Origin of the sequence: Specibacter sp. NPDC078709 (assembly GCF_040686795.1) — a bacterium.
GTDB lineage: Bacteria > Actinomycetota > Actinomycetes > Actinomycetales > Micrococcaceae > Specibacter.
The window spans coordinates 32,564-56,822 of the sequence record NZ_JBFBLU010000008.1 but is presented as its reverse complement, the minus strand read 5'-3'; the positions used below and the strand labels follow the sequence as shown (position 1 = coordinate 56,822).

Genomic DNA, 24,259 nt, shown 5'->3' with positions numbered 1-24,259 from the left:
CTGACGCAGGGCCACAAATGAGTAGCTCCGGGAAGATCATTGATCTCCCGGAGCTACTCATTTAAGCGCTACAGTGTGAGACGAAATTTACCTGCGCACATCCCTGCGTGTCCCTGCGCGAGCGTCTCTACCGGGGCGGCTATACGCTCAGGATAGTCGCCCGGGCAGTTTGGGCCGCAGCCTCGGCGGGATCGGCCACCGGCATCAGCCAGCCCTATGCGGTGCGCATGTTCGGCACCAAGGAAAATCTCTTCCTTGAGGCGATGGACAGGGCGATGGGCAAACTGTTCGTGACGTTCCGTGCCGTAATTTCCGAGTACGACGCCGGTCAGCTCACCACCGAGGTGGCCGCCCTCGAACCATCCATGGATGACACACGTGGCGGGCATCTTGCAGGCCTGATGGGCCGAGCTTACGCTGACTTGATTCAAGACCGCGGGATCCTGTTGCTACTGATGCAGTCGTTTGTCTCCGGCCATGAGCCGGTCATTGGTCCGCGTGCCCGGGACGGCTTCCTGGCTCTCTATGAGCTGGTGCGCGATGAGGCCGACCTAGGAGCCCACCACGCATCGGACTTCCTCGCGCAGGGCATGCTGATGAACACGCTCATCAGCTTGCGGATGCCCGAGCTCTTCGACTCCAGCGCCGTGGCCAACGATCTACTCAAGTGCACCATGAAGACCAAATTGGACGTGGTGTTGGCCGCCAGCCAGGCTCACCCGCGTATCAGCTGAACCGGGAGTTCTAGTACTCCACCACCGGGGTAACCACCACGTTGTTCCCCGTGATGGTCAGCTTGGCTGTGAAGCCAAAATTCTTGGGCTGTTTGACGGGGGAGATCAGACCCGTGAAAAGGTCCTGCTCCTCGTATTCCACCTGAGCCTTTACCTTCAGCGGTGCCACAACCCACTGACCACCAAACGGTGAGATGGCGATGGGTGGGTATTCCACAATGGACCATTTCACCGGGGAGACTACCCGGTTGTTGGTTTCAGCGGTCATGGGGCACCCGGTAGGCATCAACACCGCTTGCTTGGCGCAGGCGTCCAAGTATTTGCGGATGGTGCCGTCAACTTGGGACAGGAGATCGCTGGTGGGTCCTGTTGCGAGGCTCACCGTGGCATTTGATTCACCGGCCGCCGTGACGGTGCGAGTCACTGGGGGAGCGGCAAAGAGAGGCGAACGGTACTCCATCTCGTAGCTGCCGGGGTAGAACACGGCAAAGGTGTTACTGCCATCGGGCATGTTGGCGTCAGCGCCGTTGATGCTGGCCTGATTGGCGTTGACCACCGAGGCGTTGATGACAGGCAAGGTGGTTGGAACCATGGTCCAGCTGTCAAAGAACAGCCAGTGCTTCTCGCCCGGAGCGAGCAGGAAATCTGTGCTCAGCGCGGTATCGCCAACCTTGTAATTAACAGTGACTTTCTTCCGGTCATCGGGGGCGGGCACGGCTTCGGCGATGCTGACATCTTTCAAAGCCTCTTGAGATTTCGCTAAGGCTTCGCCGTCCAAGGCTGCCGCATTGGCGCCGGGCACCTTGGCTTGCGAGAGGCCAAGTGCTGTAGCGCCGTCGCCTGCTTTTAGGGCAGCCAAGTAGTTGGCCACGGTCTTTTCGGGGCCAAAATCCTTGGCGTTGACCATGGAGATGGTCACGATGGACGCGGCGATACCGAGCAGGAAGATCAACAGCCAGATGGCAGCGATCTTGATGAGTTTGGTCCCGTTCTTCACGCCGTCAACTGTACCGGCTCTGGGAGCTGGGGCATGAACCTGAGGTTCTTGGCTAACGCTCATGCTGTCTCCTCTGCCGCCCGGTTAGCGACGGCGTTTTCGAGGCGCTGTCCCGAAGATGTCGCGCATCAGATTACGGCCAAGGGAGGAGCCCATGGAACGGACCATGCTTTTCAGTCCGCCGCCCAAAGCCCCACCCAAGGCGCCGATGACGTCTGAGGCGATGCCGCCGTCGTTCGCGGGAGCAGGAAGCGCAACGGGAGGCGGCGGTGGTGGCAGCGGGGTGCCCACGGCCGGTCCGGTGCTCGGTGTAGGGGCGGGCGAAGCTGTGGGCGCCTGCAACTTCTCGTAGGCGGAGACCGGGTCGACGGCGGTGCCATAGGTGGGCAGCAGCGCTGAGGCGGCGATAACGGCCTTGACGGTCGCCTCGGAGCTGGGCCCCATGACGGAACCGGGGGCGCGCAGACGGGTCAGGGCCACCGGGGTCGGGGCGCCATTTTCATTCATGACCGTGACCACGGCCTCACCAATGCCGGCGCTGGTCAGCACTTCCTCAAGATCGTAATCGTTGATGGGGAACGTGGAGACCGTGGCCTTGAGCGCCTTGGCGTCCTCGGGAGTGAAGGCACGAAGGGCGTGCTGGACGCGGTTGGCCAGCTGGGCCAGGACATCGGCCGGGACGTCCTTGGGAGTCTGGGTGACGAAGAAGATCCCCACGCCCTTGGAACGAATGAGCCGGACCGTCTGGGTGATGGCGTTCAGGAATGCCTTGCTGGCGCCGTTGAACAGCAGGTGCGCTTCGTCGAAGAAGAACACCAGCTTGGGTTTGTCGGCGTCGCCAATCTCGGGCAGATCGCGGAACAAATCGGCCAGCAGCCACATGAGGAAGGTGGAGAACAGCAGCGGCTTGTCTTGGATGCTGGGCAGTTCCAGGCAAGTGATGACGCCGCGGCCGTCGGGGGCCGTGCGCAGCAGCTCGGCGGTGTCGAACTCGGGCATGCCAAAGAACTCGCCCATGCCTTGGGCGTCGAGGGTGATCAGGTTACGCAGGATGACGCCGGCCGTGGCCTTGGAGAGCCCGCCCAGGTCCTTCAGGTCCGCCTTGCCCTCGTCGGAGGTGAGGAACGCGATGACGGCGCGCAGATCCTTCAGATCGTAAAGTTCCAAGCCTTTGGTGTCCGCGTAATGGAACACGAGCTGCAGGCTGGATTCCTGCGTTTCGTTCAGGTCTAGGACGCGGGCCAACAGGATGGGGCCAAAGGAGGTGATGGTGGCACGCACCGGGACGCCATTGCCATTACCGCCTAGGGCGAGGAACTCCACGGGGAACGCCTTGGACTCCCATTGCTGACCCAAGGCCTGGGTGCGGGCCGTGAGCTTTTCACTGCCCTCTGCGGCGGTGGTTAGGCCGGTGAGATCGCCCTTGATGTCGGCCATGAAGACCGGGACGCCAGCTGTGGAGAGCTGTTCGGCGATCATGTGCAGCGTGACGGTCTTGCCCGTCCCTGTAGCGCCGGCAACGAGCCCGTGCCGGTTCATCATGGCCAGCGGTAGGGAGACTTGAGCCTCGGGGTGAATTTCGCCGTCAATCATGGCTGCACCCAGCGCGATAGATGAACCGCTGAAGGTGTAGCCGGCCTGAAGCGCGGAAATGAGTTCTGCCGGGGTCTTGGTAGCCATAATCACAGCGTACCGTGGCTCATATTCCGAGCGCGGTAACTGGTGCCAGGTGGTGCCGTGCCGTCTTCGCTGAGGAGGTCCTGATCAGCCGAGCAGGAAGGCCACGGCAAACATGGCGGGAATGGCTAAGACCGTGGTGAGCAGGACGGTGTCCTTGGCCACCGCGACGCCAACTTGGTAGCGCTGCGCGGTCACGTACACGTTCTGTGCCGTGGGCAGCGCTGCGGCAACCACGATGGCGAACAGTCCGGCCCCGTCCATGCCGAGGACAAAGTGCCCCAACAGATAGGCGACGAGTGGGTGCAGCAGAAGTTTGAAGGACGTGGCCAGCAGAATGTCGGGGCGCCGCCCGTCCTCAGCCGAGAGGGGCTTGGTGGTGCCCAGTGACATGCCAAAGGCGATCAAGATCGCTGGGATGGCTGCTCCGGCAATGAGATGAAGTGGTTCAGCGACGAGGCTGGGCAGCTGCCAGCTGGTCGCGGCTAGGACGAGGCCCACGGCGGTTCCTAGGATCATGGGGTTGCTGATGATCTGGAGCAGGATCCGTCCGGGGGTGGCTCGCCGTCCGCTGGTGAGGCTGTCCAGCACCATGAGGTAGACGGGGGTGTAGAACGCCAACTGAAAAACAAGGACGGGGGCGATCAAGGCGGCGTCGCCCAGAACGTAGGCCGCGATGGGGATACCGAGGTTGGCGGCGTTGGCCGTGGAGGAAGACATGGCCGCGAGCAGTGACTCGGCGACGGGCCGTTTGAGCCAGAACTTTACGATCACCAAGAATATGAGGGCGGTGGTGACGGCACTGCTGGCAGCCACGAGTAGGGGTTCGGCAAAAACGGTGTGTAGATCTGCGCGGGCCAGAGTTTCCACTAGGAGTGCCGGGCTGGCGACAAAGAACGACAGGCGGCTCAGCACCATTTGCGCGTTGTCGCCGAGAACTTTTTTGCGGCCGACAAACCAGCCCACCAAGATGACCAGCCAAACAACCGAAAAGCCCTCGATGACGGCTAACACGGGGTTCCTGGTGCTGCGGCTTTTACAGTTGGCACTCCCCCAGACTAAACAGTGATGCTCGCTGTCCGCACATCAGTCCGCAGGCCGGGACAAAAAAAGGCAGAACGGGCAGGGTTGGGCCGTCGTTTAGCTACGCAGTTGTTTGGCTGCGCAGTTGTTTAGCTGCGCAGTTGCTTGGCTTAGAGGGCCAGCGCGGGGCGGAGGAGGCCCTCGGTGATGGCTTCGGCCGGGTCTGTGCCCAGGTGCACAATCTTGTTCTGGGCATCGACGTGAACTACGGAGGGCACATAGTCGCGCGCCTCGGCTTCGCTCATCTGGGCGTAGGTCATCAAGATGACCAGATCGCCAACATTAACGAGGTGGGCGGCTGCGCCATTGATGCCAATGACGCCGGAACCGCGCTCGCCGGGGATGGTGTAGGTTTCCAGGCGGGAACCGTTGGTGATGTCCACAATGGAGACCAGCTCGCCGGGCAAAATGTCGGCAGCGTCCAGTAGATCTGCGTCCACGGTCACGGAGCCGACGTAGTGCAGATCGGCGTGGGTGACGGTTGCGCGGTGAATCTTGGATTTAAACATGGTTCGATTCATAACCCCACTAGTCTACCGTGCCGGGGTGTGGCTTGGCTGTGAGCTAAATTACCGCCTGCTGACCGGGGTGAGTTTGCGGCCCATGATGGCCCGCGTCAGGGCGTCCACAACTTCGGTGTTGGCCAACGGATTGCGGATCAGGGTGAAGTCCACATCGCCCACCGGCGGCAAATCAAAGCGCTTGGTGATGATTTTTAGGTCTTCCGGAACCAGCGACGTCGGCATCACCGCAATGCCGATCCCTGCCCGTAATGCTGCCAGGACCCCGCTGATCTGCTTGGTGGTGCACGTGACTTGCCACGTGCGCCCGGCGTCCTCGAGCGCATCGAGGGCAAGTTTGCGGCTCAGGCTCGGGGCGGGATACACGATGACCGGAACCGGCGCGCCGGGCTCGAGGACCGTTTCTTCCAGGCCCACCCACGCAAAGGTGTCCTGTTTAACCACTTCGCCTTCCTGCGTGCCAGACACCCACTTCACAAACACCAGATCCAGCGCGCCGGCCTTCAGTCGGCGATGTAGTTGATCGCTTTGGCTGACGGTGAGTTCTAAGTTGATTTGCGGATACAGCTGGCGGAATTCGCGCAGGATCCGCGGTAGGCCGGTGATCGCCAAATCGTCGGCGGTGCCAAACCGCAGCCGGCCACGCATGGCAGCACCGGAAAAGTAGCGGGTGGCCAGATCGTTGGCGGCCAAGATGGTGCGGGCAAAACCGGCCATGGCATCGCCGTTATCGGTCAGGCGGACCTGGCGGGTATCGCGGGTAACCAAGGCGCGCCCTGCCGCTTGCTCTAGCTTGCGCACATGTTGGCTGACAGTGGGCTGGCTAATCCCGAGCCGTTCTGCGGCGCGGGTGAAGTTGCGGGTTTCTGCCAACGCTAGGAAGCTCTTGAGTTGGATGGGATCAAACATCGGGGCGTCGGCCATGGTCGGACTCCTGTAACTATTACGAATCTCAATAGTATTTATAGGCACCATACCCTTTTATTATGAATTGGAGCTGCCTAGGGTTGGGAAGGTAACCACACCCATCCTCGAGTCTCAGGACTAACGCGTTGACGCCCCCATCAGCAGAACCGAATGCTGCCCTGACCGCCCCCATCAACCTCGTCACCACACGCCCGCCGTGGAGCCAGACCTTTTCCTCGCTGAAAATCCGCAACTACCGCATCTTTGCTTCCGCGAATTTGCTGGCCGTCATTGCCGTGTGGATGCAGCGGGTGGCGCAGGACTGGATGGTCCTAGAACTCTCGGGTTCGGTGACCGCCGTCGGAATCACCGTCTTCATGCAGTTCATCCCCTCACTTCTGCTGATGCCACTCGGCGGAATTCTGGCCGACAGGTATTCCAAGCGTCTAATCCTGATGATCAGCCAAGGCGCCGCAGGAATACTGGCCGCCACGATGGCTGTGCTCGCGCTGACAGGAAACCTGGCGGTGTGGCACATTTACGTCATCGCCTTTGTTCTTGGTCTGGTGGTGGTGGCCGATCAGCCCGCCCGCCAAGTGTTCGTCAACGAGTTGGTGGGCCCGCGGCAGTTGCGCAACGCTATCAGCCTGAACTCCTCGATTTTCCAGATGGGCGGCATGATCGGTCCGGCCATCAGCGGTGTCCTCATCATGGCGGTGGGTGGCGGCTGGGCCTTTGCCGCGAATGCGCTCGCGTGCACCATCACAGTGGTTTCGCTGACGCTGATCCGCAAGCAGGACCTGGTGCAGATGCCGCCGGTGAAGCGAGCCAAGGGGCAGCTCATGGAGGGCGTCCGCTACCTCTTGAAAAAACCCACCATCTTCTGGCCAGCCGTCATGGCGGCGGTCTTTGCCGTGTTTGGGCTGAGCCTGGCAGTGCTGATGGCGGCCTACGCCAACAACGTGTTCGACGCCGGTGCCGGAGGCTACGGCCTGCTGAATACTCTCGTTGCGCTCGGCGCCCTAGGTGGAGCCATTGCCTCCACCCGCTTCGCTACCCTGCGCCTTCGCGGTGTCATGGCGGCGGCAGGTAGCTATGGGATTGTGCTGATGATCGCTTCTGCAGCGCCGAACATGGTCACCTTTGGAGCCGTCATGGTGGTGGCCGGATTCGCATCGCTGCTGTTTCTGACCAGCGCTAATCAGCTAGTTCAGATGTCTACGAATGTATCGATTCGTGGGCGCGTCATGAGCCTGTACATCATGGTCTTGATTGGGGGCCAAGCCCTAGGTGGTCCGCTCATGGGTTGGCTCGCCGAACACTGGGGCGTGCAATGGGCTACCTTGATTGCTGGCGGAATGCCCGCCCTGGCCGCCGTGGTGATCGGCTTGATTCTGGCCAAGCGCGGACAGCTGACGCTGCGCGTGAATCTGCGCAGCGTCAGGAACCCGGTGTTCATTGTCCCCAAGCTCGGCTGAGCCACCGAGCCTAACCGTCTAAACCTAACCGTCTGTGAGCGGCAGGTGCGGGTAGCTTTCCTCACGGTGCTGGAACTCAAGGATCGCAGGGTTGACGATGACGCCGTCGGATATTTCAATGGCACGGGTGATGGTGTCCGATTCAGCCCACGCCTCCCGCCCGGCCATAACAGGTTCGATAAACGGGATGAGACCCTCGCTGATTTCCCAGGTGGCGGAGTTCCACAGATAACTGGGGCTGTGGTCAACGGCGTAGTAGTTAATGTACTCACCCACGGTAAACATGGGATCGGTGAAGGTGGTGTTGCGGGCCCAGCTAAAGCCCATGCCCTCGTCGCAGGAGACATCCACGATCAAGCTGCCGGGCCGGAACGCGTCCAGATCGGCTTCCGTCAGGTAGGTCATGGGCGCGTTGGGGTCCTGCAGGGTGCAGTTCACCACGATGTTGGCCTCAGCCAAGAAAGTACTGAGCGGAACATCGCCGTCCTCCACCATGACAAAACCGGTGTGGGGGGCATCGGGCGCAAAATCGAACTGCACCATTTCGGCCGAGTGAATGGGAGAAGCCACGGCTGCAACATTGCGGCTGGTCAAGACCTGCACCTCGTGGATGCCCAGCGCATTCAGGGCTGTCACGGCGCCCCGAGCGGTGGCGCCAAAGCCAATCACAACGGCCTTGAGTCGGCGGCCATAATCACCGGTTGAACCCGTCAAGCCCAGTGAATGCATGACGGAGGAGTAGCCTGCGAGCTCGTTGTTCTTGTGGAAAACGTGGAGACCAAAGCCGCCGTCGGGGGCCCAGTGGTTCATGGCTTCAAAGGCAATCAGCGTCAGCTTCTTGTCGATGGCCAGTTGGGTGATGGCCCGGTCCTGGACGCAGTGCGGCCAGCCCCACAGGATCTGCCCGTCCAATAGATCAGCCAGGTCCGAGGCCTGCGGCTTGGGCAGCAGCACGACGTCGGACTGCGCTATGACCTGTTCGCGGGGTGCGACGGCGCCCACCATCGTGGCGAGTACCTCGTCAGTGACCCCAAAACGCAGACCATAGCCTTCCTCAACCGTCATGCGTGCGCGGAGTTCTTCATCCATCCGGGAAAAGTGCTCCGGGTGGATGGGTGCGCGCCGTTCATCGGGCTTGCGGGATTTGCCTATCACTCCCAAGCGCAGCCCAGCTGCCGGGGTGCTCATTTCTTCTTCGCCGGGGTGGGTTTATCAGCAGCAGCTGAGGTGGTTTCGCCGGCTCGTTTGTCGGCGCGCTTTTCCTTGATTGACTTGCTGGACTTCTTCGACGCAGTTTGTCGTGGTGATTTGTCGCCCATGTCAGCTCCCTAAAGGAGGGCAAAATAGCCCCGTAGCCCGACCCTACACGCTTGGGGACGTTAAACGGCTGTTGCCCCGGGAAACGAATCCCGGGGCAACAATCGGTGATACAGAGAGCGGGCGACGGGAATCGAACCCGCGTATCGAGCTTGGGAAGCTAGCGCTCTACCATTGAGCTACGCCCGCATTGAACTTCTTCTTCAGAACCACTGCGGTGAACCGCAGCGTTTGTTCCGGTATTGATTCTAGCCCGATCGTGGGAGTGTTTCTGACCATTTCTGGCCGGTGGTGTTTCGGAGCGCTGACGATCCTGAGCTCATGGACGCTGACCGGGCCCGGCCATCCCGGCGCACCCTAAAGGTGCGTGCCGGATGGGGGCCGAGCTGTGCGCCGCCGAGGGTTAGCTGATGATGGACGCCTTGACTGCGGCGAATTCGGCGTCGGTAAGAGCACCAGATGCGTGCAATGCGGCGAGACGTTCCAACTTGCTCAGCAAGTCATCAGCCGGTGCTGCTGATTCGGGGGCTACTGCCGGAACTGCTGCCGGAACGGGGAGCATCTGTGCCTGCTGCGTAAGTGCCTGCTGCTCGGAAGCTTGCTGCGCAGCCGCCTGCTGGCCTGCGGCCTTGGCGTTGACAGCGTTGCTGGCGGCAGTTGCGGTGCCTGCAATAACAGCCGTCCGAGCTGCGGTTCCTAGCAGGCTGGGGCGTCTATTACGTCGTCCAAAAGCCATGGTGATCTCCTGTGGATAATTACCGCGCCGAACAGGTGCCCTGCCGGTCTCTATATCTTACGCCGGACCGTGGGAGGCGAGCTGAAAACGCAACTGTTGTGACGTCGTCGTACTTTCTGAGGCTGGAGCAGTTTGGGTGGTGCCCAGCGAGGCGGCGTCGGCAGCAAAGGGTGGCTGGCTAGAACACTGGTTCCGGCTTTTTGCCTTGCAGTAGTCGCACGAGTGGCTCGACGTAGCGTGCCGCGACGGGGCCGCCCACGGCCATGATCAACACGTAGGTGGTGGCGAGGGCTGCCAGCTCTACCGGCACTGCTCCGGAGGCGACGGCCAGCCCGGCGATGACGATGGAAAACTCGCCACGGGCAATCAGGGCGGCGCCGGCCCGGGCGCGGCCTGGCACGCCAATGCCTTGTTGCCTGGCCGCCCACCAGCCGGTCACCACCTTCGTGATGGTGGTGACTAGAGCCAGTAACAGTGCCACGCCGAGCACGGGCGGGATGGTGCGTGGATCGGTGTTCAGGCCAAAAAGTACAAAGAACATGGCGGCGAAGAGATCGCGCAGGGGCTCCAGAACACGGGTGGCGTTTTCGGCCGTACCACCGGAAATCGCGATGCCCAAGAGGAAGGCACCCACGGCTGCCGAGACCTGCAGCGCCGAGGCCACCCCCGCCACCAGCAGGGCGGCGCCGAGCAGCTTAAGCAGGAACGATTCCCTGTCGGGGCTGTCCAAAACATTGGAGACCATGTGCCCGTAGCGCAGGGCGCCCAGCAGCACCAGTGTGATGACGGCCAATGAAATTCCGACGGCGGTGAGCCCGCCCAGGAAGGAAACTCCCGATAAAACGGCGGTGAGGATCGGCAAATATGCGGCCATGGCCAGATCCTCGATGACCAAAATGGCCAGCACCACTGGTGTTTCACGGTTTCCCAGCCGGCCCAGATCGCCCAGGACTTTGGCGATGATGCCTGAGGATGAGCTGTAGGTGACGCCCGCCATGACGAGTGCGCCGACCGGTCCCCACCCCAAAATGAGGGCCACGGCAGCTCCGGGCAGCATGTTCAGGATCAGGTCCAGCAGCCCTGCCATCCAGGACTGTTTTAGGCCAGTCACCAGCTCCTTGGCCGTATATTCCAAACCGAGCATAAGTAGCAGGAGGATGACGCCAATCTCGCTGGCAATATGTGCAAATCCGTCAATGCCGCCAAGGTTAACCAAGCCGCCGTCACCAAAGGCCAGACCGCCCAAGAGATACAGCGGCACGGGGGACAAGCCAATACGGCCTGCTAGACGACCTAAGAAACCGAGCCCGAAAAAGACTATGCCGAGCTGGATGAGGGAGAGGGTCGTCGCTTCCATGGCTGGGGCTAGGGGCGAGACTGCAGAATCAGGGCAGCCTCCGCCAGTCCGTCGTCAGTTCCGACAATAACCACCATGTCGCCCACATGCAGGACTTCATCAGGGCGCGGCGAAGCAACCACATCGCCGTCGCGTAGCAACGCCACAATGGAGGCCCCGGTTTGTGTCCGCATTTGGGTGTCTCCCAAGGTGCGTCCAGCAAAGTTGGAACCCTTGCGAATCAGAATCTGGTGGGTGCTGACACCCGCAACATCTTCTTGTTCGGCGCTGAGTTGGGCAATAAGCTGGGCGCTTCCCAGTAACTGTCCCAAGGCAGCGGCCTCCTCCGCGCTGAGCGGAATCGACGCTGCGCACGCGTCAGGGTCATCCATGCGGGAAAGGATCAATTCGGTGTGGCCATCACGATGAGTCACCACGCCAACGCGTCGTCCAGTGGCAAGGCGCAGTTCCCTACGGACACCAATACCTGGAAGAGGAGTCTCTTCAATATTCATGGTTCTCACCTTAGCTGCGCAGATGGAACTACGCGCCCTTGTACAACGCTGAAAAAGGGAAAAATAGTCCCGAATCAATTCTGGCGGGCGGTCTTGGGTCCGAATGCGCTATTTTTAGAGGGTGCTGATCTCTGACCGCGACATACGTGCCGAAATTGACGCCAAGCGGATTGTCTTGGACCCCTACGACCCTGCCATGGTGCAGCCATCAAGTGTTGATGTGCGCATTGACAGGTTCTTCCGACTTTTTGACAACCACCGCTACGCGCACATCGATCCTGCGGAGGAGCAGCCGGAGCTGACCCGGATGATCGAAGTCGATCCCGAGGAAGCCTTTATTTTGCATCCCGGCGAGTTCGCGCTGGCATCCACTTATGAAACCGTCACGCTGCCCGATGACGTGGCTGCACGTCTCGAGGGCAAGTCCTCCCTGGGGCGCCTTGGCCTGCTCACGCACTCCACGGCCGGCTTCATTGACCCAGGTTTCTCCGGCCACATCACCTTGGAACTCTCCAATGTGGCGACCTTGCCCATCAAGCTCTGGCCCGGCATGAAGATCGGCCAACTCTGCTTCTTCCAACTGTCCTCACCGGCCGAGAACCCGTACGGCACCGGCCCTCACCAGAACCGTTACCAGGGTCAGCGCGGCCCGACAGCGTCCAAATCGTTCCAGAATTTCCACCGCACCAAGATCGAGATGGGCGAGTAACTGACATCTGGTCGGTTAACGGCTGGTTGACCTAACGACTTCCAGAACTTACGACGGTGGCCGGTACCTTCCATACAGAAGGTGCCGGCCGCCGTCGTAAGTCAGTTACCTTCATGCGCTGAACTCGAGCTGAGTTTGGCGCATAGACGCCCACGCGCCAGACCCATGCCGGGCTCGGCGCATAAAGAAACGGCGCGAGGGTTATGCGCTGAACTCGAGCTGAGTTTGGCGCATGCGGGTTAGCGGCCGTGCGCCGGGGCCTTGACAGGCAGTAACAGCAGCAGTCCGAGCAGCAGCACCACCAGAATGCCGATGATGCCCCAACGCTGAGCACCGAAGATCAGGATGGAGTACCCGAACAGCTGCGGGGCTAGGAAAGAAACCGCGCGTCCCGTGGTGGCGTAGAGGCCAAACATTTCGCCCTCCTGTCCGTCCGGAGCCAGCCGCCCCATGAACGTTCTGGCCGAGGATTGTGCCGGGCCCACGAACAGGCACAGGATCAGCCCGAACACCCAAAATGCGTTCTTGCCGTCGAGGAAGAGCAGTGCCCCGCCTGAGACGAGCAGGCCCACCAGCGAGGTAACGATGACGGCTTTGGGGCCAAATTTGTCGTCGAAGAAGCCGGCCGACAACGCCCCAAAGGCGGCCACGACATTTCCAGCGATGGCGAAGATCAGTACATCACCGGCCTTGAAGCCAAAAGAGCCCACGGCCAGTACGGCACCAAAAGTGAAGATAGCGGCGAGTCCATCACGGAATATGGCACTGGAAATGAGGAAGTACACGGTGTGACGGTCGGTACGCCACAGCCGCATGATGGTTCGGAAAAGTTCCTTGTAGGACTGGAAGAATCCCACTTTGGGCATATTCGGATCGGGCTTTGATTCGGGGATTGCCAGCAACACCGGGATGGAGAAAACCAGAATCCACAGTGCCGAGAACACGGCTACGGCCCGGTAGGTCATGCCATCGGCGCTGGTGATGCCAAAAATTCCGACGTCAGGCTTGATCAAGGCAAAGTACACGATCAGCAGGGCCACGATGCCGCCGAGGTAGCCCGCCGCCCAACCGAAACCGCTGATGCGCCCGATGGTCTTCTTGGTGGAGATCTGCAACAACATGGCGTTGTAGTTCACGCCGGCGATTTCAAAGAACACGTGGCCGGCGGCAATCAACATGCAGCCAAAGAGCAGGTACGATTCCTGCGGCTGCACGAAGAAGCACGCACCGGTCAGCGCCACCACAATGAGCGTGTTGATACCCAGCCAGAGCTTGCGGCGTCCGCTGTGGTCGGTGCGTTGGCCGGCAACAGGGGCGAATAGTGCAATGGCAAAGCCCGAAATGGACATGGCAAAGGCAAGGGTTGCCGTGGCCTTATCCGCGCCGCCAAAATCGTCGCCTGTCAGGTACAGGGCGGTGAAAATGAAGGTCGTCATGACGGCGTTGAACGCTGCCCCACCCCAGTCCCATAAAGACCACGCCGTGATTTGCCAGATGGTCCCTGGAGTCTTGGTCGTCGCTACGGACAGGGAAGCGGCGGGGGGAGGGTACTCAGTCATAGGGCACATGCTATCTGTCACTACCGGCCCGACGGGGTAAGACAGATGAACATTAAGCGACATCCGCACAGCTAAAGCGCGTGCAACTCGTCCGCAACGCAGTCGCAAAGTAATGGCAAATGCGTTCCGCTAGGCACCGGCCCGGCATTTTCAAAGGGGCCGGGTTGCTAGGATGGGAGGGTCGGGAACCGACTTTAAACCCCGTGATTCGCTCATTTCCAGCCCGAAACATGTGGAGCTCTTAGTGCTGTTTGTCCTCTGTGCGCACGTCATTGTTGCCATTTTCGCGCCCATTTTGTTTACACGATGGGGCCGATCGGCGTTCTATATTCTCGCCGCGGTTCCCGCAATCAGCTTCGGCTGGCTTCTGGCGCAATACAATAATGTGTTTTCCGACACACTTCCCAGCCCGTCATTAGAGATCCTCTGGGTCCCTGTCATGGATCTGGGCCTGTCCTTCAAAATGGACCAATTGTCCTGGCTGATGTCCCTGCTGGTGCTGGGCGTTGGCGCGTTGGTGCTCGCTTACTGCGCCAGATACTTCAAGTCGGACGACGCCGGCCTCGGCGGCTTTGGTGCCCAGCTGCTCGCTTTCGCCGGGGCCATGTTTGGTCTGGTAACAGCCGACAACCTCATTCTTTTGTTTATTTTCTGGGAACTGACAACAGTCCTTTCCTACCTGCTGATTGGTTACGCGCGAACCCGTATCGCGGCTAGAAGAGCAGCCCTGCAGGCTCTGATCGTGACAACCTTCGGCGGCTTGGCCATGCTGGTGGGCCTGATCATGGTGGGCGAAACCGCCGGCACCTACAGTATTTCGGCAGTCTTGGCGCAGGCGCCCGAGCTGATGGCCGCCGTCGGAAGTTCCAAGACGGTACTGAATATTGGGATCGCCCTGCTCTTGGTCGGGGCGGTCACTAAATCGGCCCTGCTGCCATTCCACTTCTGGTTGCCGGGCGCCATGGCAGCGCCCACGCCGGTAAGTGCTTATCTGCATGCGGCAGCCATGGTGAAGGCTGGAATTTACCTCATTGCGCGTTTGGCGCCGGGATTCTCGCAGAGCGAATACTGGCAGACCATGATTGTGGTGCTTGGGCTGAGCACCATGCTTTTGGGCGGCTGGCGTGCTCTGCGCCAGTATGACCTGAAATTGATTCTGGCCTATGGAACCGTCAGTCAGCTCGGTTTTATTGCCTTGGTGGTTGGCTTGGGCGGGCAGGAAGCGGCCATGGCGGGCATGGCCATGGTGCTTGCGCATGGTCTGTTCAAGGCCTCCTTGTTCCTTGTTGTAGGCATCATTGACCACCAGAGTGGAACCCGCGATATCCGTGAACTCTCCGGAGTCTTCAAATCCGCACCGAAACTGGGTGTGGTGGCCTTGGTCGGTGCCGCGTCCATGGCAGGGCTTCCGCCCATGGCCGGTTTTGTTGCAAAGGAAGGCATCTTCCAGGCCTTTATTGCCTCCGCCATGCACGGGCCCGCGGGGGCGAGTGTGGGTTGGATCGTCCTCGTGGGAATGGTCCTTGGCTCTGTTCTGACCTTCGCCTACAGTGCCCGGTTCATGTGGGGAGGCTTCGCGAGTAAGTCCAAGGGTATGGCGACGGTGTTCAAGCCGATCGGGTGGCCGTTCCTCGCTGCACCAGCTCTTCTGAGCCTGTTGACGCTGGGCTACGGCATGTTCCCGCAAACTGTTGAACGCTGGATCAAGCCCTACAGTGACCAGTTCCCCGCATATGACCCAAATGGCATACATCTACTTTTGTGGCATGGTTTCACCCCTGCTCTGGGGCTCAGTGCCATTGTGATTCTCCTCGGAATCGCCCTGTTCTGGGCGCGGACCAAGGTGGAAGCATTCCAAGCGATGACGCCTTCGCCGATGGACTTTGAGCGAGGTTACCGGCAGGGCATTGTGCTTTTGGATGCCGTCGCCATTTGGGTCACGGGCCGCACCCAGCGTGGTTCGCTGTTCTTCTACCTTGCCGTCATCTTGTCCACTGCGATGGCTTCTGTCCTAGCCGTTCTGCTCTTGACCGAACAGAACTGGAGTAACGATCTCTACTTTGTAGACCCCACCTCGCCCTTCCAAATTGTTGCTGGCGCGGTTGTGGTCATCGGCGCCATTGCCGCGGCCAGGGCCAACAAGCGGTTCATGGCCGTACTCATGGTTTCGGTGACAGGCTACGGGATTGCGCTGATCTTTGCCCTGCAGGGGGCGCCTGACCTCGCCTTGACCCAGATGCTCGTGGAAACGATCGTTCTCGTGGCCTTCGTGCTGGCTATGCGCTCCCTGCCACCTAGGCTGATGGAACGCAAACAGGTAGGCAGTCACCGCACGGCGCGGGTGATCCTCGGCATTGGCTTCGGCGCAACCATGGTGGGCGTGGCTATTCTCGCCATGGGTTCACGCATCCACGAACCGGTGAGCCTAGCCCTACCCAAGCTCGCCTACGAGGTGGGCGGCGGACTCAACGTGGTCAATGTGACGCTCGTGGATATCCGCGCGTGGGACACCTTCGGTGAAATTTCCGTTTTGGCCATCGCCGCGACCGGTATAGCCAGCCTGATCTTCGTCAGGGGCCGCGGTCAAAACCTCCCGCGGGCCGTCACGGTAGAAACAGGCAGTATCGGTGGTCTCAAGAAGGTGCCAGGTTTTGGGCCGACCATTGAGATTGCCAAAAAATTCACCGCCTCACCCAGCAACCCCTGGCTCGTGGCCGGGCGCACGCTGGCACCGGAACGGCGCTCCATCATTATTGAAGTGGTCACACGGCTGGTTTTCCACAGCATCATCGTGGTGTCCATTTACCTGTTGTTGGCAGGGCACAATGGCACCGGCGGTGGCTTCGCCGGAGGTCTGGTGGCCGGCCTGGCCCTGACCATCCGCTATCTTGCTGGTGGACGTTTTGAGTTGGCTGAAGCCACAAGAATTTCTGCTGGAACACTGCTGGGTCTTGGGCTCGCCGTGGCCGCATTGACCGGAGCGGTTCCGCTGTTCTTTGGTGGGGAGATTTTCCAAAGCGCCATTATCGCCTTTGACCTTCCCGTCTTTGGACACGTGAAATTTGTAACATCCACTCTCTTCGACATTGGCGTGTATCTGGTGGTGGTGGGCCTGGTTGTCGATGTGCTGCGCAGTCTGGGGTCTGAGATTGACCAACATGAAGAGGGTGGCATGGAAGGTATTGAGATGATCGAGGACGACGAGCCGTTGGAGGCTGGCCGATGAGCGTGAATCTGACTCTTCTGCTGGTCATGGGTGTGCTCTATGCCGTGGGCATCTACTTGTTGCTGGAACGCAGCCTGACGAGGGTTCTGCTCGGCTTGATGCTGCTGACCAACGGCACAAATATCTTGCTCCTCACTACAGGTGGTTACGCCGGACTGGCGCCGATCTTCAATAAAGACATTCCTGCAGATACATATAATGACCCGCTGCCCCAGGCCTTCATTCTGACGTCCATTGTGATTTCCTTCGCCGTGACAGCCTTCATGCTCAGCCTGATCTACAGGTCTTGGTTGCTCAGCCACGCTGACCACATCCAAGTTGACCGCGAAGATATTCGCGTCGCCAAGCAGGAACTGTTCGACGAGGAAGAGGACTCCGAGATCGCCATTGAAGTCTCTGACTTCCACGAGAACAACCAACCGGAGGCAAAACGGGAAACCGTTCCCGGCATCGGTACCAAGAAGGTGGCTCCAGCGCCAGATCCTGATGCGCCCGGAGCTGACACTCCGGAAAATCCCCGAACATCAGAACAGCATGAACAGCCTGGAAAGGATAAGGAATGAACGTTGCAAGTTTTGCCCCGCTCGCTGTCGTCCTGCCTTTCTTGGGAGCGGCCTTAGCGTTTGCACTGATCCGACGGCCGCGCGCCCAGCGCCGGGTCAGCTTGGGCACCATTACGATCACGCTGGGACTAGAAGTCTGGCTGCTGTCCAGCGTTTGGACCACGGGTCCCATCGCCGTCCATTTGGGCGGCTGGTCTCCACCCTTTGGCATCGTCATGGTGGCCGATCAATTCTCCTCACTGCTGCTGGTGATTTCTTCGGCAGTGAGCCTAGCCGTTCTCGCCTATGCAACCGGGCAGGGCGCCGCCGACGGTGAGGAAGGCGGCCCCGTGTCTGTCTTCCACCCCACCTACCTGATCCTGATGGCTGGGGTCTCCAACGCCTTCTTGGCCGGGGACCTCTTCAACCTCTACGTGGGCTTTGAAATCCTCCTCACAGCCAGTTATGTGCTGATGACGCTCGGCGGCACGGGATCCCGAATCCGGGCCGGCATCACCTACGTGGTGGTCAGCGTGGTGTCCTCGCTGCTGTTCCTGATTGCCATTGCCATGATTTACGGGGCCACGGGGACGGTCACGCTGGCAGATCTGGCGGTCAAGCTCGGCGAGCTAGATTCGGGAACTCAAGATCTCTTGCACGTGCTCCTGCTCGTAGCTTTCGGTATCAAGGCCGCAGTGTTCCCGCTGTCATTCTGGCTTCCTGACTCTTACCCAACCGCACCCGCGCCGGTGACGGCGGTGTTTGCCGGGTTGCTAACAAAAGTTGGCGTCTACGCCATTATCCGCACGGAGACGTTGCTGTTTCCCGCGGATCAATTCAATAGCGTGCTGTTAGTGGTTGCCCTGTTGACCATGATTGTGGGGATACTTGGCGCCGTGGCCCAGACGGACATTAAACGTATGTTGTCCTTCACGTTGGTGAGTCACATCGGATACATGATCTTCGGCGTCGGTCTTTCCTCGGTATTGGGACTGGCCGCCACTATTTTCTACGTCATTCACCACATCACCATTCAGACCTCGTTGTTCATGGTGACCGGTCTCATTGAACGGCGCGGTGGCACGTCCTCGATCATGCGTCTAGGCGGGCTGGCAAAACTGTCACCGATCCTGGCGGTGCTGTACTTCATCCCCGCTATGAACCTGGCCGGCATCCCGCCATTCTCCGGGTTCCTAGGCAAACTGGGACTGCTGCAGGCAGGTGTGGCCGACGGTTCACCGTTGGCCTACGCCCTGGTTGTGGGCGGCGTAGTGGCCAGCCTCCTGACACTGCTGGTCATGGCCCGTGTATGGAACCGCGCGTTTTGGCGCAGCACAGTCGACGCCGAAGATCCTGATCCGGTCCTATTGGCCACGGCTCCGGATGCTTCAGGGGAACAAAGCATGCGCGCGCTACGCTCCAGCAAGCACGTGGACGCTACCTCGGGCCGCTTCTCCGGAGACAACGAGATCCCCATCCTGCCAAAGATGATGGTGTACTCAACTATGGGATTGGTGCTGCTCGGGGTTGCCATGACGGTCTTTGCCGGACCGCTCTTTGAACTGAGCCAGGAAGCGGCCACCAGCATGCTCGAACGCACTGACTACATTGAAGCCGTGTTCGGCAGCGGGGCGGGTAAGCCATGAGCCAGTCAACAAGCCACCGGCGCAAGCTAAATGTCCTGCAAAAACTGCCACTGCTGATTTGGCTGGTGGTGGTCTGGGGTGCACTGTGGCAGGACTTTAGTGCCGGCAACCTACTCTTTGGAGCGTTGATTGCGCTGGGTGTTACCCACGCGTTCTATTTGCCGCCCATTGAACTTAGCGGCCGGTTCAACGTGCTGCGTGCGGTGTTATTTATGCTGTGGTTCATGAAGCAGGTGACCATCGCCAGTTTCCATGTGTTGCACTGGTCCGTTGTCAAGGGGCCGAGGATCCGCAACGCCGTCATTGCAGTTCCACTGCGCAGCCCCTCGGATCTGCTCATGACGGCCGTAGGCCATGTGTTGTCGCTGATCCCTGGCTCCTTGGTGGTCGAGGTGGACCGAGGAACGGCGACGCTCTATGTCCATGCCATGAACGCGCCTACGCCAGAAAGTGTTGTGCAGGTGCGTGAAGGCATCCAAGGCATCGAAGCAAGGCTGATCAAGGTCATGGGGACCAAGGCAGAGTTGGCTGCACTCAAAAGCGAACAGGTGGGTTCGCCCATGGTGACTCACGCACAGACCCTGCACGGGCACAGCGGAGCGTCCTACGGTACTGCCAAAGAAACGAACGCGGGGGAGGACCAGTGAGCGCTATGGGTATTGTTGTCATCATTGTTGCTGTCCTGCTCGCACTGGCGGCTGCCGGCACCATTTACAGGATTGCTGCCGGGCCGTCATTGCTGGACCGTGTGATCGCAGCTGATGTGCTGCTCGCCATTTTTGGCGCCGCACTGGCCACGGAAATGGCTATCAACCAACACCTCGATAATCTAGCACTACTGGTGGTGTTGACGGTGATCGGGTTTATTGGATCCGTCACGGTGGCTCGATTTGTGGCGCATAAGAGAGATGACGGATGAACACGTTCATAGATGTCCTGACGGCAATCTGCCTGCTGGTGGGCGCCTTGATGAGCCTTGCAGCAGCTATCGGCCTGCTACGTTTTCCTGACCTCATGAGTCGCATGCACGCAGCCACCAAGCCTCAGGTGTTGGGGTTACTGCTGATGCTGGCAGCTGTCGGGCTGCAAATGCGCGCCTGGGCTTTGCTGCCGATTCTGATGATCGCCTGGCTGTTCCAACTGCTCACGGTGCCGGTGTCCGCGCACATGGTGGGTAGGGCTGGATACCGCACCAAACATCGCCGACCGGAATTGCTTAGTGTCGATGAACTGGACCAGGTTGTGGCCTCCGTCGTGGAGGATGACAGCAACCGCTAAGGGCGTCTGGGGCGTCCCTTGAGGGCGTCTCTTCGCGGTAAGCCGCGTGGCTGCCGGGGAACGCACAAGGCGCCAGCCGCCGTCGTACGTGATCATCAAACGTGTGATCAAACGCGACGGCGAATGACGCCTTGGTGACGATGGAGTGCGCCCCTAAACCTCTTCGGGATGCTTGTTGAAACGCGCAATGGCCTTCTGTGTGGTGCGCCCGGCGAGGGTCTGAATGATGGCGGCAACCACTGAAGAAACCAATGCAAAGGTCAGTGCTGAGCGAAGGCTATTCTCCAAGTCCGCACCATCCTTGGGTGGCTTGTTACCGGTGCTCTTCTCCCAAGCCGTGTCCACGAGCTTGCTGGCCACAAATCCGGCTCCCAAGCTGATGCCGGTTCCGAGCAATTTGAAGACGATGTTCATGAATGACTCCTGCGTAGTTGAGTGAGGTTGACTGGGCTTGCGCGGCAAAAACTCTAGTGTCAGCCTAGCCCTTTTACCGAGACAACAGCAGCCGCCCACTCCGCAATGTATAGGTGATGTCTTGTTGTTATCGCCGTTGTTATCGCACGCATTGGCCCCCGGCAGGGCGCGGGGGTACACTGAATCCGCAATTCAAACACGACAGGGGAGCGTCATCCCATCCTGGGATCCGGCGCTGAGAGTGCGGTTTACCGCAGACCCTCGAACCTGCTCCGGCTAGTACCGGCGAAGGGAGTCGAGTTCTCTTCGGCTGCGCGGAAATACCGCTGTAGCCGCCCCTCCTGAAAAGGAGGAATCATGAGCAAGTCATTCGCGGGCGGAAACGCCACGCAACCAAGTAAGCAAAACAAGCAAGATTCACCGGCGCGCAAGAGTACCTGGCGGGTGGTGGACATCGTTGTGGTCTCCGTTCTCGGCGTTGCCTTGGGAGTCATCTTCTGGCTGTGGTCGGCTGGATACGGTCTGACCAGCGCCATCACCGTTGCGTTCCCGCCTCTTGGCGCGCTGTACGGTGGCGGCTGGTTGATCGCCGGCGTCTTGGGTGGGCTCGTTATCCGCAAACCCGGTGCCGCACTGTATTGCGAACTCATCGCCGCCATGGTCGAAGGACTGCTGGGTACGCACTTTGGCTTTACGGTGCTGCTGTCCGGTCTGGTTCAGGGCCTTGGTGCCGAACTGGGCTTCGCGCTTTTCCGCTACCGCAAATTCAACCTCCCTGTGGCCCTGATTTCCGGCGTTTTGGCAGGTCTGGCCTTGGGAATCAACGACAGCATTGTCTGGAACATCGAGTGGGCCATGGAGTGGAAGCTGGTCTACGTAGCCCTGGCCATGGTCTCCGGTGCAGTCATCGCCGGGCTGGTGTCCTGGTTGGCCGTGCGTGGTCTGGCCAGAACCGGCGCCCTGGCAAATCTGCCCTCCCGTGGAGCCGCTACCGAACGCGCGGTGTAGGCAGTGACTATTCAGCGCAACCGGGGCAGCGCCCCGGCGAGAGTCAGTGCCAAGGGTTGGGGCTGGCAGCATTCGGGCCGTAGTGGCCGGGCCGTTGCAGACTTGGATCTGGAGATCGAACCGGGGGAGCGCGTCTTGTTGCTGGGTCCTTCCGGGGCAGGTAAGTCCACGTTCCTGCATGCCTTGGCCGGTGTGCTGGGTGATGATGAGGACGCCAACGAATCGGGCCAGCTGCTCATCGATGGCCGTCCCGTGGCAGAATCCCGTGGCCGTTCTGGGCTCATGCAACAGGATCCGGATGCACAGGTGGTGCTCTCGCGTATAGGTGATGACGTCGCGTTTGGGGCCGAAAACCTCTGTGTTCCACGTGAGGAAATCTGGCGCCGCGTGGGCGCCGCACTGGAGTCCGTGGGCCTTGAGCTGCCCCTGGATCATCCCAGTTCTTCCCTCTCCGGCGGACAGAAGCAACGCCTTGGCTTAGCCGGAATGCTAGCCATGCTTCCTGGCCTGCTGCTCCTGGATGAACCCACCGCCAACCTTGATCCGGCCGGAGTGGTGGAGGTCCGCGATGCCGTGCGCCGCAGCCTGGATGAATCCGGGGCCACGCTGGTGGTCGTGGAGCACCGGGTCTCGGTCTGGCTAGAAGTGGTGGATCGGATCGTGGTTCTGGCCCCGGCCGGTCTGGGCCAACCTGGCGGTGTCCTCTTCGATGGCCCGCCCGCGACCGTCCTTGCCCAAAGTAGGGAGCTACTGGCGGCGGCGGGTATCTGGGTTCCAGGGTACCTCCCGGCGGTCCGGCCGCGGAGCGCCTTAGGCCTGAAAACGTTCGACGCCGGAGCGCACCTGCTGCTCGAAGCGGAAGATCTCGCTGTCTCCCGCACCAAGGGACGCAAGCGTCGCCCGGTGGTGCCGGCCGCCGTCGTCCCTTCTGTTGAGGTGCGGGCCGGTCACGCGCTGAGTGTGACCGGACCCAACGGTGCGGGCAAGTCGACGCTGGCGCTGACGCTGGCCGGATTATTGGCGCCTGCCGGTGGCCGTTTGTGTGCGCTGCCGGAGTTGGCTCGGGGGGCCGGGACGCGGCCGTTGTCGTGGCGTGGGCGTGAGCTGATTAGCAGAATCGGCACGGTTTTTCAGGAGCCTGAGCATCAATTCGTGGCGCACAGTGTCCGAGATGAGTTGTTGTTTGCGCCGAAGATTTTGGGCCACGGTGGCGAGCTGGTCGAGGAGCTATTGGCGCGGTTGCGGCTAGAACATCTGGCGGATGCGAACCCGTTCACGCTGTCGGGCGGAGAAAAGCGCCGCTTGTCCGTGGCCACAGTGCTGGCAGCTAGCCCGCAGATCTTGGTTTTGGATGAGCCAACATTTGGTCAGGATGCCAATACGTGGGCGGAACTAGCGTCCATGCTGACTGAGCTGTTGGACGCCGGAACTGCCGTTGTTTCGGTGACGCATGACGCCGCCTTCACCGCGGTTCTGGGCGGAGAACGGCTGGTCCTGGGAGGCGCGGATGGATTTGCTGATGTGCCGAATCCGCGGGTGCGGCAAAAGGCTGCGAGGTTGCACCCATGAGCGTTGACATTGTGGCTGTGCCCCGGTCCACGGCATGGCTGGCACAGGCGAACCCGCTCGCTAAGTTGGGCGCCGGCATGGCCCTGACCATCGTGCTGCTGATTAGCGTGGATTGGGTCTCGGCCACCTCCGCCTTGATCCTGGAGTGCGCGTTGCTTCCCCTGGCCGGTTTGAGTCTGCGGATGCTGTTGATACGCGGCTGGCCCATCCTGATGGCAGCCGTGGTGGGTGGTTATGGGACAGCCCTCTTGGCCCCTAAGACGGGAGAACTACTGTTCTCTTTGGGGCCCGTAACGTTCACTTCCGGATCGTTGGAAGCGGGAGTGGCCATCGCACTCCGTGGTCTGGCTATTGCCCTGCCCGGAGTCATTGTCCTGGCCTCCACCGACCCCACCGATCTGGCCGACGCACTGGCACAAAAGCTACGTTTGCCACACCGTTTTGTCCTCGGCGCGCTTGCAGCCATGCGGCTCGTGGGTTTGCTGGTGACAGAGTGGCAAACCCTGGGCATGGCTCGCCGTGCACGGGGCGTGGGCGGCGGGAAGGGTCTTTTCCGCGGGCTCAAGGCTCAGCTGGGCCAAGCCATGGCGTTGTTGGTGCAGGCGGTGCGGCGTGCCACGCGGCTCGCCACCACCATGGAAGCTAAAGGCTTCGGTGCCGGAGCGCGCACTTGGGCCCGGGAATCCACTTACTCGCAGCGAGACCTGTGGGTTGTTATCGGCGGAGTTCTCATCGCGACAGTCTCCGTGAGCGCCGCCGTGGTACTAGGCACCTGGAATCCGGTGTTCGGCTAGAAATCCCGGAATTACTTGGATCGGGCTCCTGCTGGATCGGGTTTTCCTGGCTCGGGGGGCGTTATTACCATTCGCTGCTGGCAGGCCGGGGGCGAATGGTAATAACGCCCCCCGAGCCATAGATATGTCCTCGTGCGCAGACCTTGAGAAATGTGACACGCCTCATACTTGACACGCGTTAGGTTCTTCTGTCATGATTCCTAACACGCGTTAG

24 protein-coding genes, 1 tRNA gene and 1 riboswitch are annotated in these 24,259 nt (G+C 60.5%); of the genes, 12 read left to right on the top strand and 13 right to left on the bottom strand.

Translation table 11 applies throughout. The features are described 5' to 3' along the window. Nucleotides 1-107 precede the first annotated feature (107 nt). Complete coding sequence (locus tag AB0P14_RS14595; RefSeq protein WP_363843675.1) at nt 108-734, top strand: TetR/AcrR family transcriptional regulator; 627 nt, start codon at nt 108-110, stop codon at nt 732-734. Between the two features lie 10 nt (nt 735-744). Here the strand turns inward: AB0P14_RS14595 and AB0P14_RS14590 are convergent, their stop codons facing one another. From AB0P14_RS14590 to AB0P14_RS14570, 5 genes are all read right to left on the bottom strand, one after another. After that, nucleotides 745-1,794, bottom strand: a complete 1,050-nt coding sequence (locus tag AB0P14_RS14590) for a hypothetical protein (RefSeq protein WP_363843672.1) — start codon at nt 1,792-1,794, stop codon at nt 745-747. Between the two features lie 21 nt (nt 1,795-1,815). Then, complete coding sequence (locus AB0P14_RS14585; protein WP_363843669.1) at nt 1,816-3,411, bottom strand: helicase HerA-like domain-containing protein; 1,596 nt, start codon at nt 3,409-3,411, stop codon at nt 1,816-1,818. A gap of 84 nt (nt 3,412-3,495) precedes the next feature. Beyond that, entirely contained in the window at nt 3,496-4,422 is a 927-nt protein-coding gene (locus tag AB0P14_RS14580) for an AEC family transporter (protein ID WP_363843666.1), read from the bottom strand. Between the two features lie 179 nt (nt 4,423-4,601). Continuing rightward, nucleotides 4,602-5,012, bottom strand: a complete 411-nt coding sequence (gene panD / locus AB0P14_RS14575) for an aspartate 1-decarboxylase (RefSeq protein ID WP_363843663.1) — start codon at nt 5,010-5,012, stop codon at nt 4,602-4,604. Between the two features lie 48 nt (nt 5,013-5,060). Further along, nucleotides 5,061-5,921, bottom strand: coding sequence for a LysR substrate-binding domain-containing protein (locus AB0P14_RS14570; protein WP_363843962.1), 861 nt, complete (start codon nt 5,919-5,921; stop codon nt 5,061-5,063). A 143-nt stretch (nt 5,922-6,064) separates the two neighbouring features. Here AB0P14_RS14570 and AB0P14_RS14565 point away from each other — a divergent pair, with 143 nt between their 5' ends. Continuing rightward, nucleotides 6,065-7,396 carry an MFS transporter gene (locus AB0P14_RS14565; protein WP_363843660.1) on the top strand — a complete coding sequence of 444 codons (1,332 nt, stop codon included), beginning with the start codon at nt 6,065-6,067 and terminating at the stop codon, nt 7,394-7,396. Between the two features lie 24 nt (nt 7,397-7,420). Here AB0P14_RS14565 and AB0P14_RS14560 read toward each other — a convergent pair whose 3' ends face one another. The 6 genes from AB0P14_RS14560 to AB0P14_RS14535 form a co-directional block, all read right to left on the bottom strand. Further along, on the bottom strand, nt 7,421-8,584 hold the full coding sequence (locus AB0P14_RS14560; protein WP_363843657.1) for a N(5)-(carboxyethyl)ornithine synthase: 1,164 nt from the start codon (nt 8,582-8,584) through the stop codon (nt 7,421-7,423). Then, nucleotides 8,581-8,715: a hypothetical protein gene (locus tag AB0P14_RS14555; protein ID WP_363843654.1), complete on the bottom strand. Its 135-nt coding sequence runs from the start codon at nt 8,713-8,715 to the stop codon at nt 8,581-8,583. The genes AB0P14_RS14560 and AB0P14_RS14555 overlap by 4 nt, the downstream gene beginning before the upstream one ends. Nucleotides 8,716-8,831: 116 nt before the next feature. Next, a tRNA-Gly gene (locus AB0P14_RS14550) sits at nt 8,832-8,902 on the bottom strand. A gap of 214 nt (nt 8,903-9,116) precedes the next feature. Then, on the bottom strand, nt 9,117-9,449 hold the full coding sequence (locus AB0P14_RS14545; RefSeq protein WP_363843651.1) for an SHOCT domain-containing protein: 333 nt from the start codon (nt 9,447-9,449) through the stop codon (nt 9,117-9,119). Between the two features lie 178 nt (nt 9,450-9,627). After that, nucleotides 9,628-10,806: a cation:proton antiporter gene (locus AB0P14_RS14540; protein WP_363843648.1), complete on the bottom strand. Its 1,179-nt coding sequence runs from the start codon at nt 10,804-10,806 to the stop codon at nt 9,628-9,630. Between the two features lie 8 nt (nt 10,807-10,814). Beyond that, nucleotides 10,815-11,300 carry a cation:proton antiporter regulatory subunit gene (locus AB0P14_RS14535; RefSeq protein ID WP_363843645.1) on the bottom strand — a complete coding sequence of 162 codons (486 nt, stop codon included), beginning with the start codon at nt 11,298-11,300 and terminating at the stop codon, nt 10,815-10,817. Nucleotides 11,301-11,421: 121 nt separating this feature from the next. Between AB0P14_RS14535 and dcd the strand changes: the two genes are divergently transcribed. Beyond that, the gene (gene dcd, locus AB0P14_RS14530) at nt 11,422-12,009 is read left to right on the top strand and encodes a dCTP deaminase (RefSeq protein WP_363843642.1); all 588 of its coding nucleotides are present in this window, start codon (nt 11,422-11,424) and stop codon (nt 12,007-12,009) included. 239 nt (nt 12,010-12,248) lie between these two features. Here dcd and AB0P14_RS14525 read toward each other — a convergent pair whose 3' ends face one another. Continuing rightward, complete coding sequence (locus tag AB0P14_RS14525) at nt 12,249-13,568, bottom strand: MFS transporter (protein ID WP_363843639.1); 1,320 nt, start codon at nt 13,566-13,568, stop codon at nt 12,249-12,251. Between the two features lie 244 nt (nt 13,569-13,812). On the opposite strand from AB0P14_RS14525, the gene AB0P14_RS14520 reads away from it, so the two are divergent. From AB0P14_RS14520 to mnhG, 6 genes are read left to right on the top strand one after another with little or no spacing between them, the layout of a single operon-like run. Beyond that, nucleotides 13,813-16,794 (top strand): Na+/H+ antiporter subunit A, encoded by a 2,982-nt coding sequence (locus AB0P14_RS14520; protein WP_363843636.1) that lies wholly within the window; start codon nt 13,813-13,815, stop codon nt 16,792-16,794. After that, nucleotides 16,791-17,357: a Na(+)/H(+) antiporter subunit C gene (locus AB0P14_RS14515; protein ID WP_363843633.1), complete on the top strand. Its 567-nt coding sequence runs from the start codon at nt 16,791-16,793 to the stop codon at nt 17,355-17,357. The genes AB0P14_RS14520 and AB0P14_RS14515 overlap by 4 nt, the downstream gene beginning before the upstream one ends. Then, entirely contained in the window at nt 17,354-18,982 is a 1,629-nt protein-coding gene (locus AB0P14_RS14510; protein WP_363843630.1) for a Na+/H+ antiporter subunit D, read from the top strand. The genes AB0P14_RS14515 and AB0P14_RS14510 overlap by 4 nt, the downstream gene beginning before the upstream one ends. Continuing rightward, nucleotides 18,979-19,629: a Na+/H+ antiporter subunit E gene (locus AB0P14_RS14505; protein WP_363843627.1), complete on the top strand. Its 651-nt coding sequence runs from the start codon at nt 18,979-18,981 to the stop codon at nt 19,627-19,629. The genes AB0P14_RS14510 and AB0P14_RS14505 overlap by 4 nt, the downstream gene beginning before the upstream one ends. A 5-nt stretch (nt 19,630-19,634) precedes the next feature. After that, entirely contained in the window at nt 19,635-19,901 is a 267-nt protein-coding gene (locus tag AB0P14_RS14500; protein WP_363843959.1) for a monovalent cation/H+ antiporter complex subunit F, read from the top strand. Then, on the top strand, nt 19,898-20,260 hold the full coding sequence (gene mnhG / locus AB0P14_RS14495; protein WP_363843624.1) for a monovalent cation/H(+) antiporter subunit G: 363 nt from the start codon (nt 19,898-19,900) through the stop codon (nt 20,258-20,260). Before AB0P14_RS14500 ends, mnhG begins: the two co-directional genes overlap by 4 nt. Nucleotides 20,261-20,413: 153 nt before the next feature. Here the strand turns inward: mnhG and AB0P14_RS14490 are convergent, their stop codons facing one another. Next, complete coding sequence (locus AB0P14_RS14490; RefSeq protein ID WP_363843621.1) at nt 20,414-20,674, bottom strand: DUF4235 domain-containing protein; 261 nt, start codon at nt 20,672-20,674, stop codon at nt 20,414-20,416. A 193-nt stretch (nt 20,675-20,867) separates the two neighbouring features. Then, a riboswitch (TPP riboswitch) is annotated at nt 20,868-20,985 on the top strand. A 46-nt stretch (nt 20,986-21,031) separates the two neighbouring features. On the opposite strand from AB0P14_RS14490, the gene AB0P14_RS14485 reads away from it, so the two are divergent. From AB0P14_RS14485 to AB0P14_RS14475, 3 genes are read left to right on the top strand one after another with little or no spacing between them, the layout of a single operon-like run. Beyond that, the gene (locus AB0P14_RS14485; protein WP_363843618.1) at nt 21,032-21,682 is read left to right on the top strand and encodes an ECF transporter S component; all 651 of its coding nucleotides are present in this window, start codon (nt 21,032-21,034) and stop codon (nt 21,680-21,682) included. Nucleotides 21,683-21,685: 3 nt separating this feature from the next. Next, entirely contained in the window at nt 21,686-23,251 is a 1,566-nt protein-coding gene (locus AB0P14_RS14480; RefSeq protein WP_363843615.1) for an ABC transporter ATP-binding protein, read from the top strand. After that, the gene (locus AB0P14_RS14475) at nt 23,248-24,045 is read left to right on the top strand and encodes an energy-coupling factor transporter transmembrane component T (protein WP_363843612.1); all 798 of its coding nucleotides are present in this window, start codon (nt 23,248-23,250) and stop codon (nt 24,043-24,045) included. Before AB0P14_RS14480 ends, AB0P14_RS14475 begins: the two co-directional genes overlap by 4 nt. The last annotated feature ends 214 nt before the right edge of the window (nt 24,046-24,259 follow it).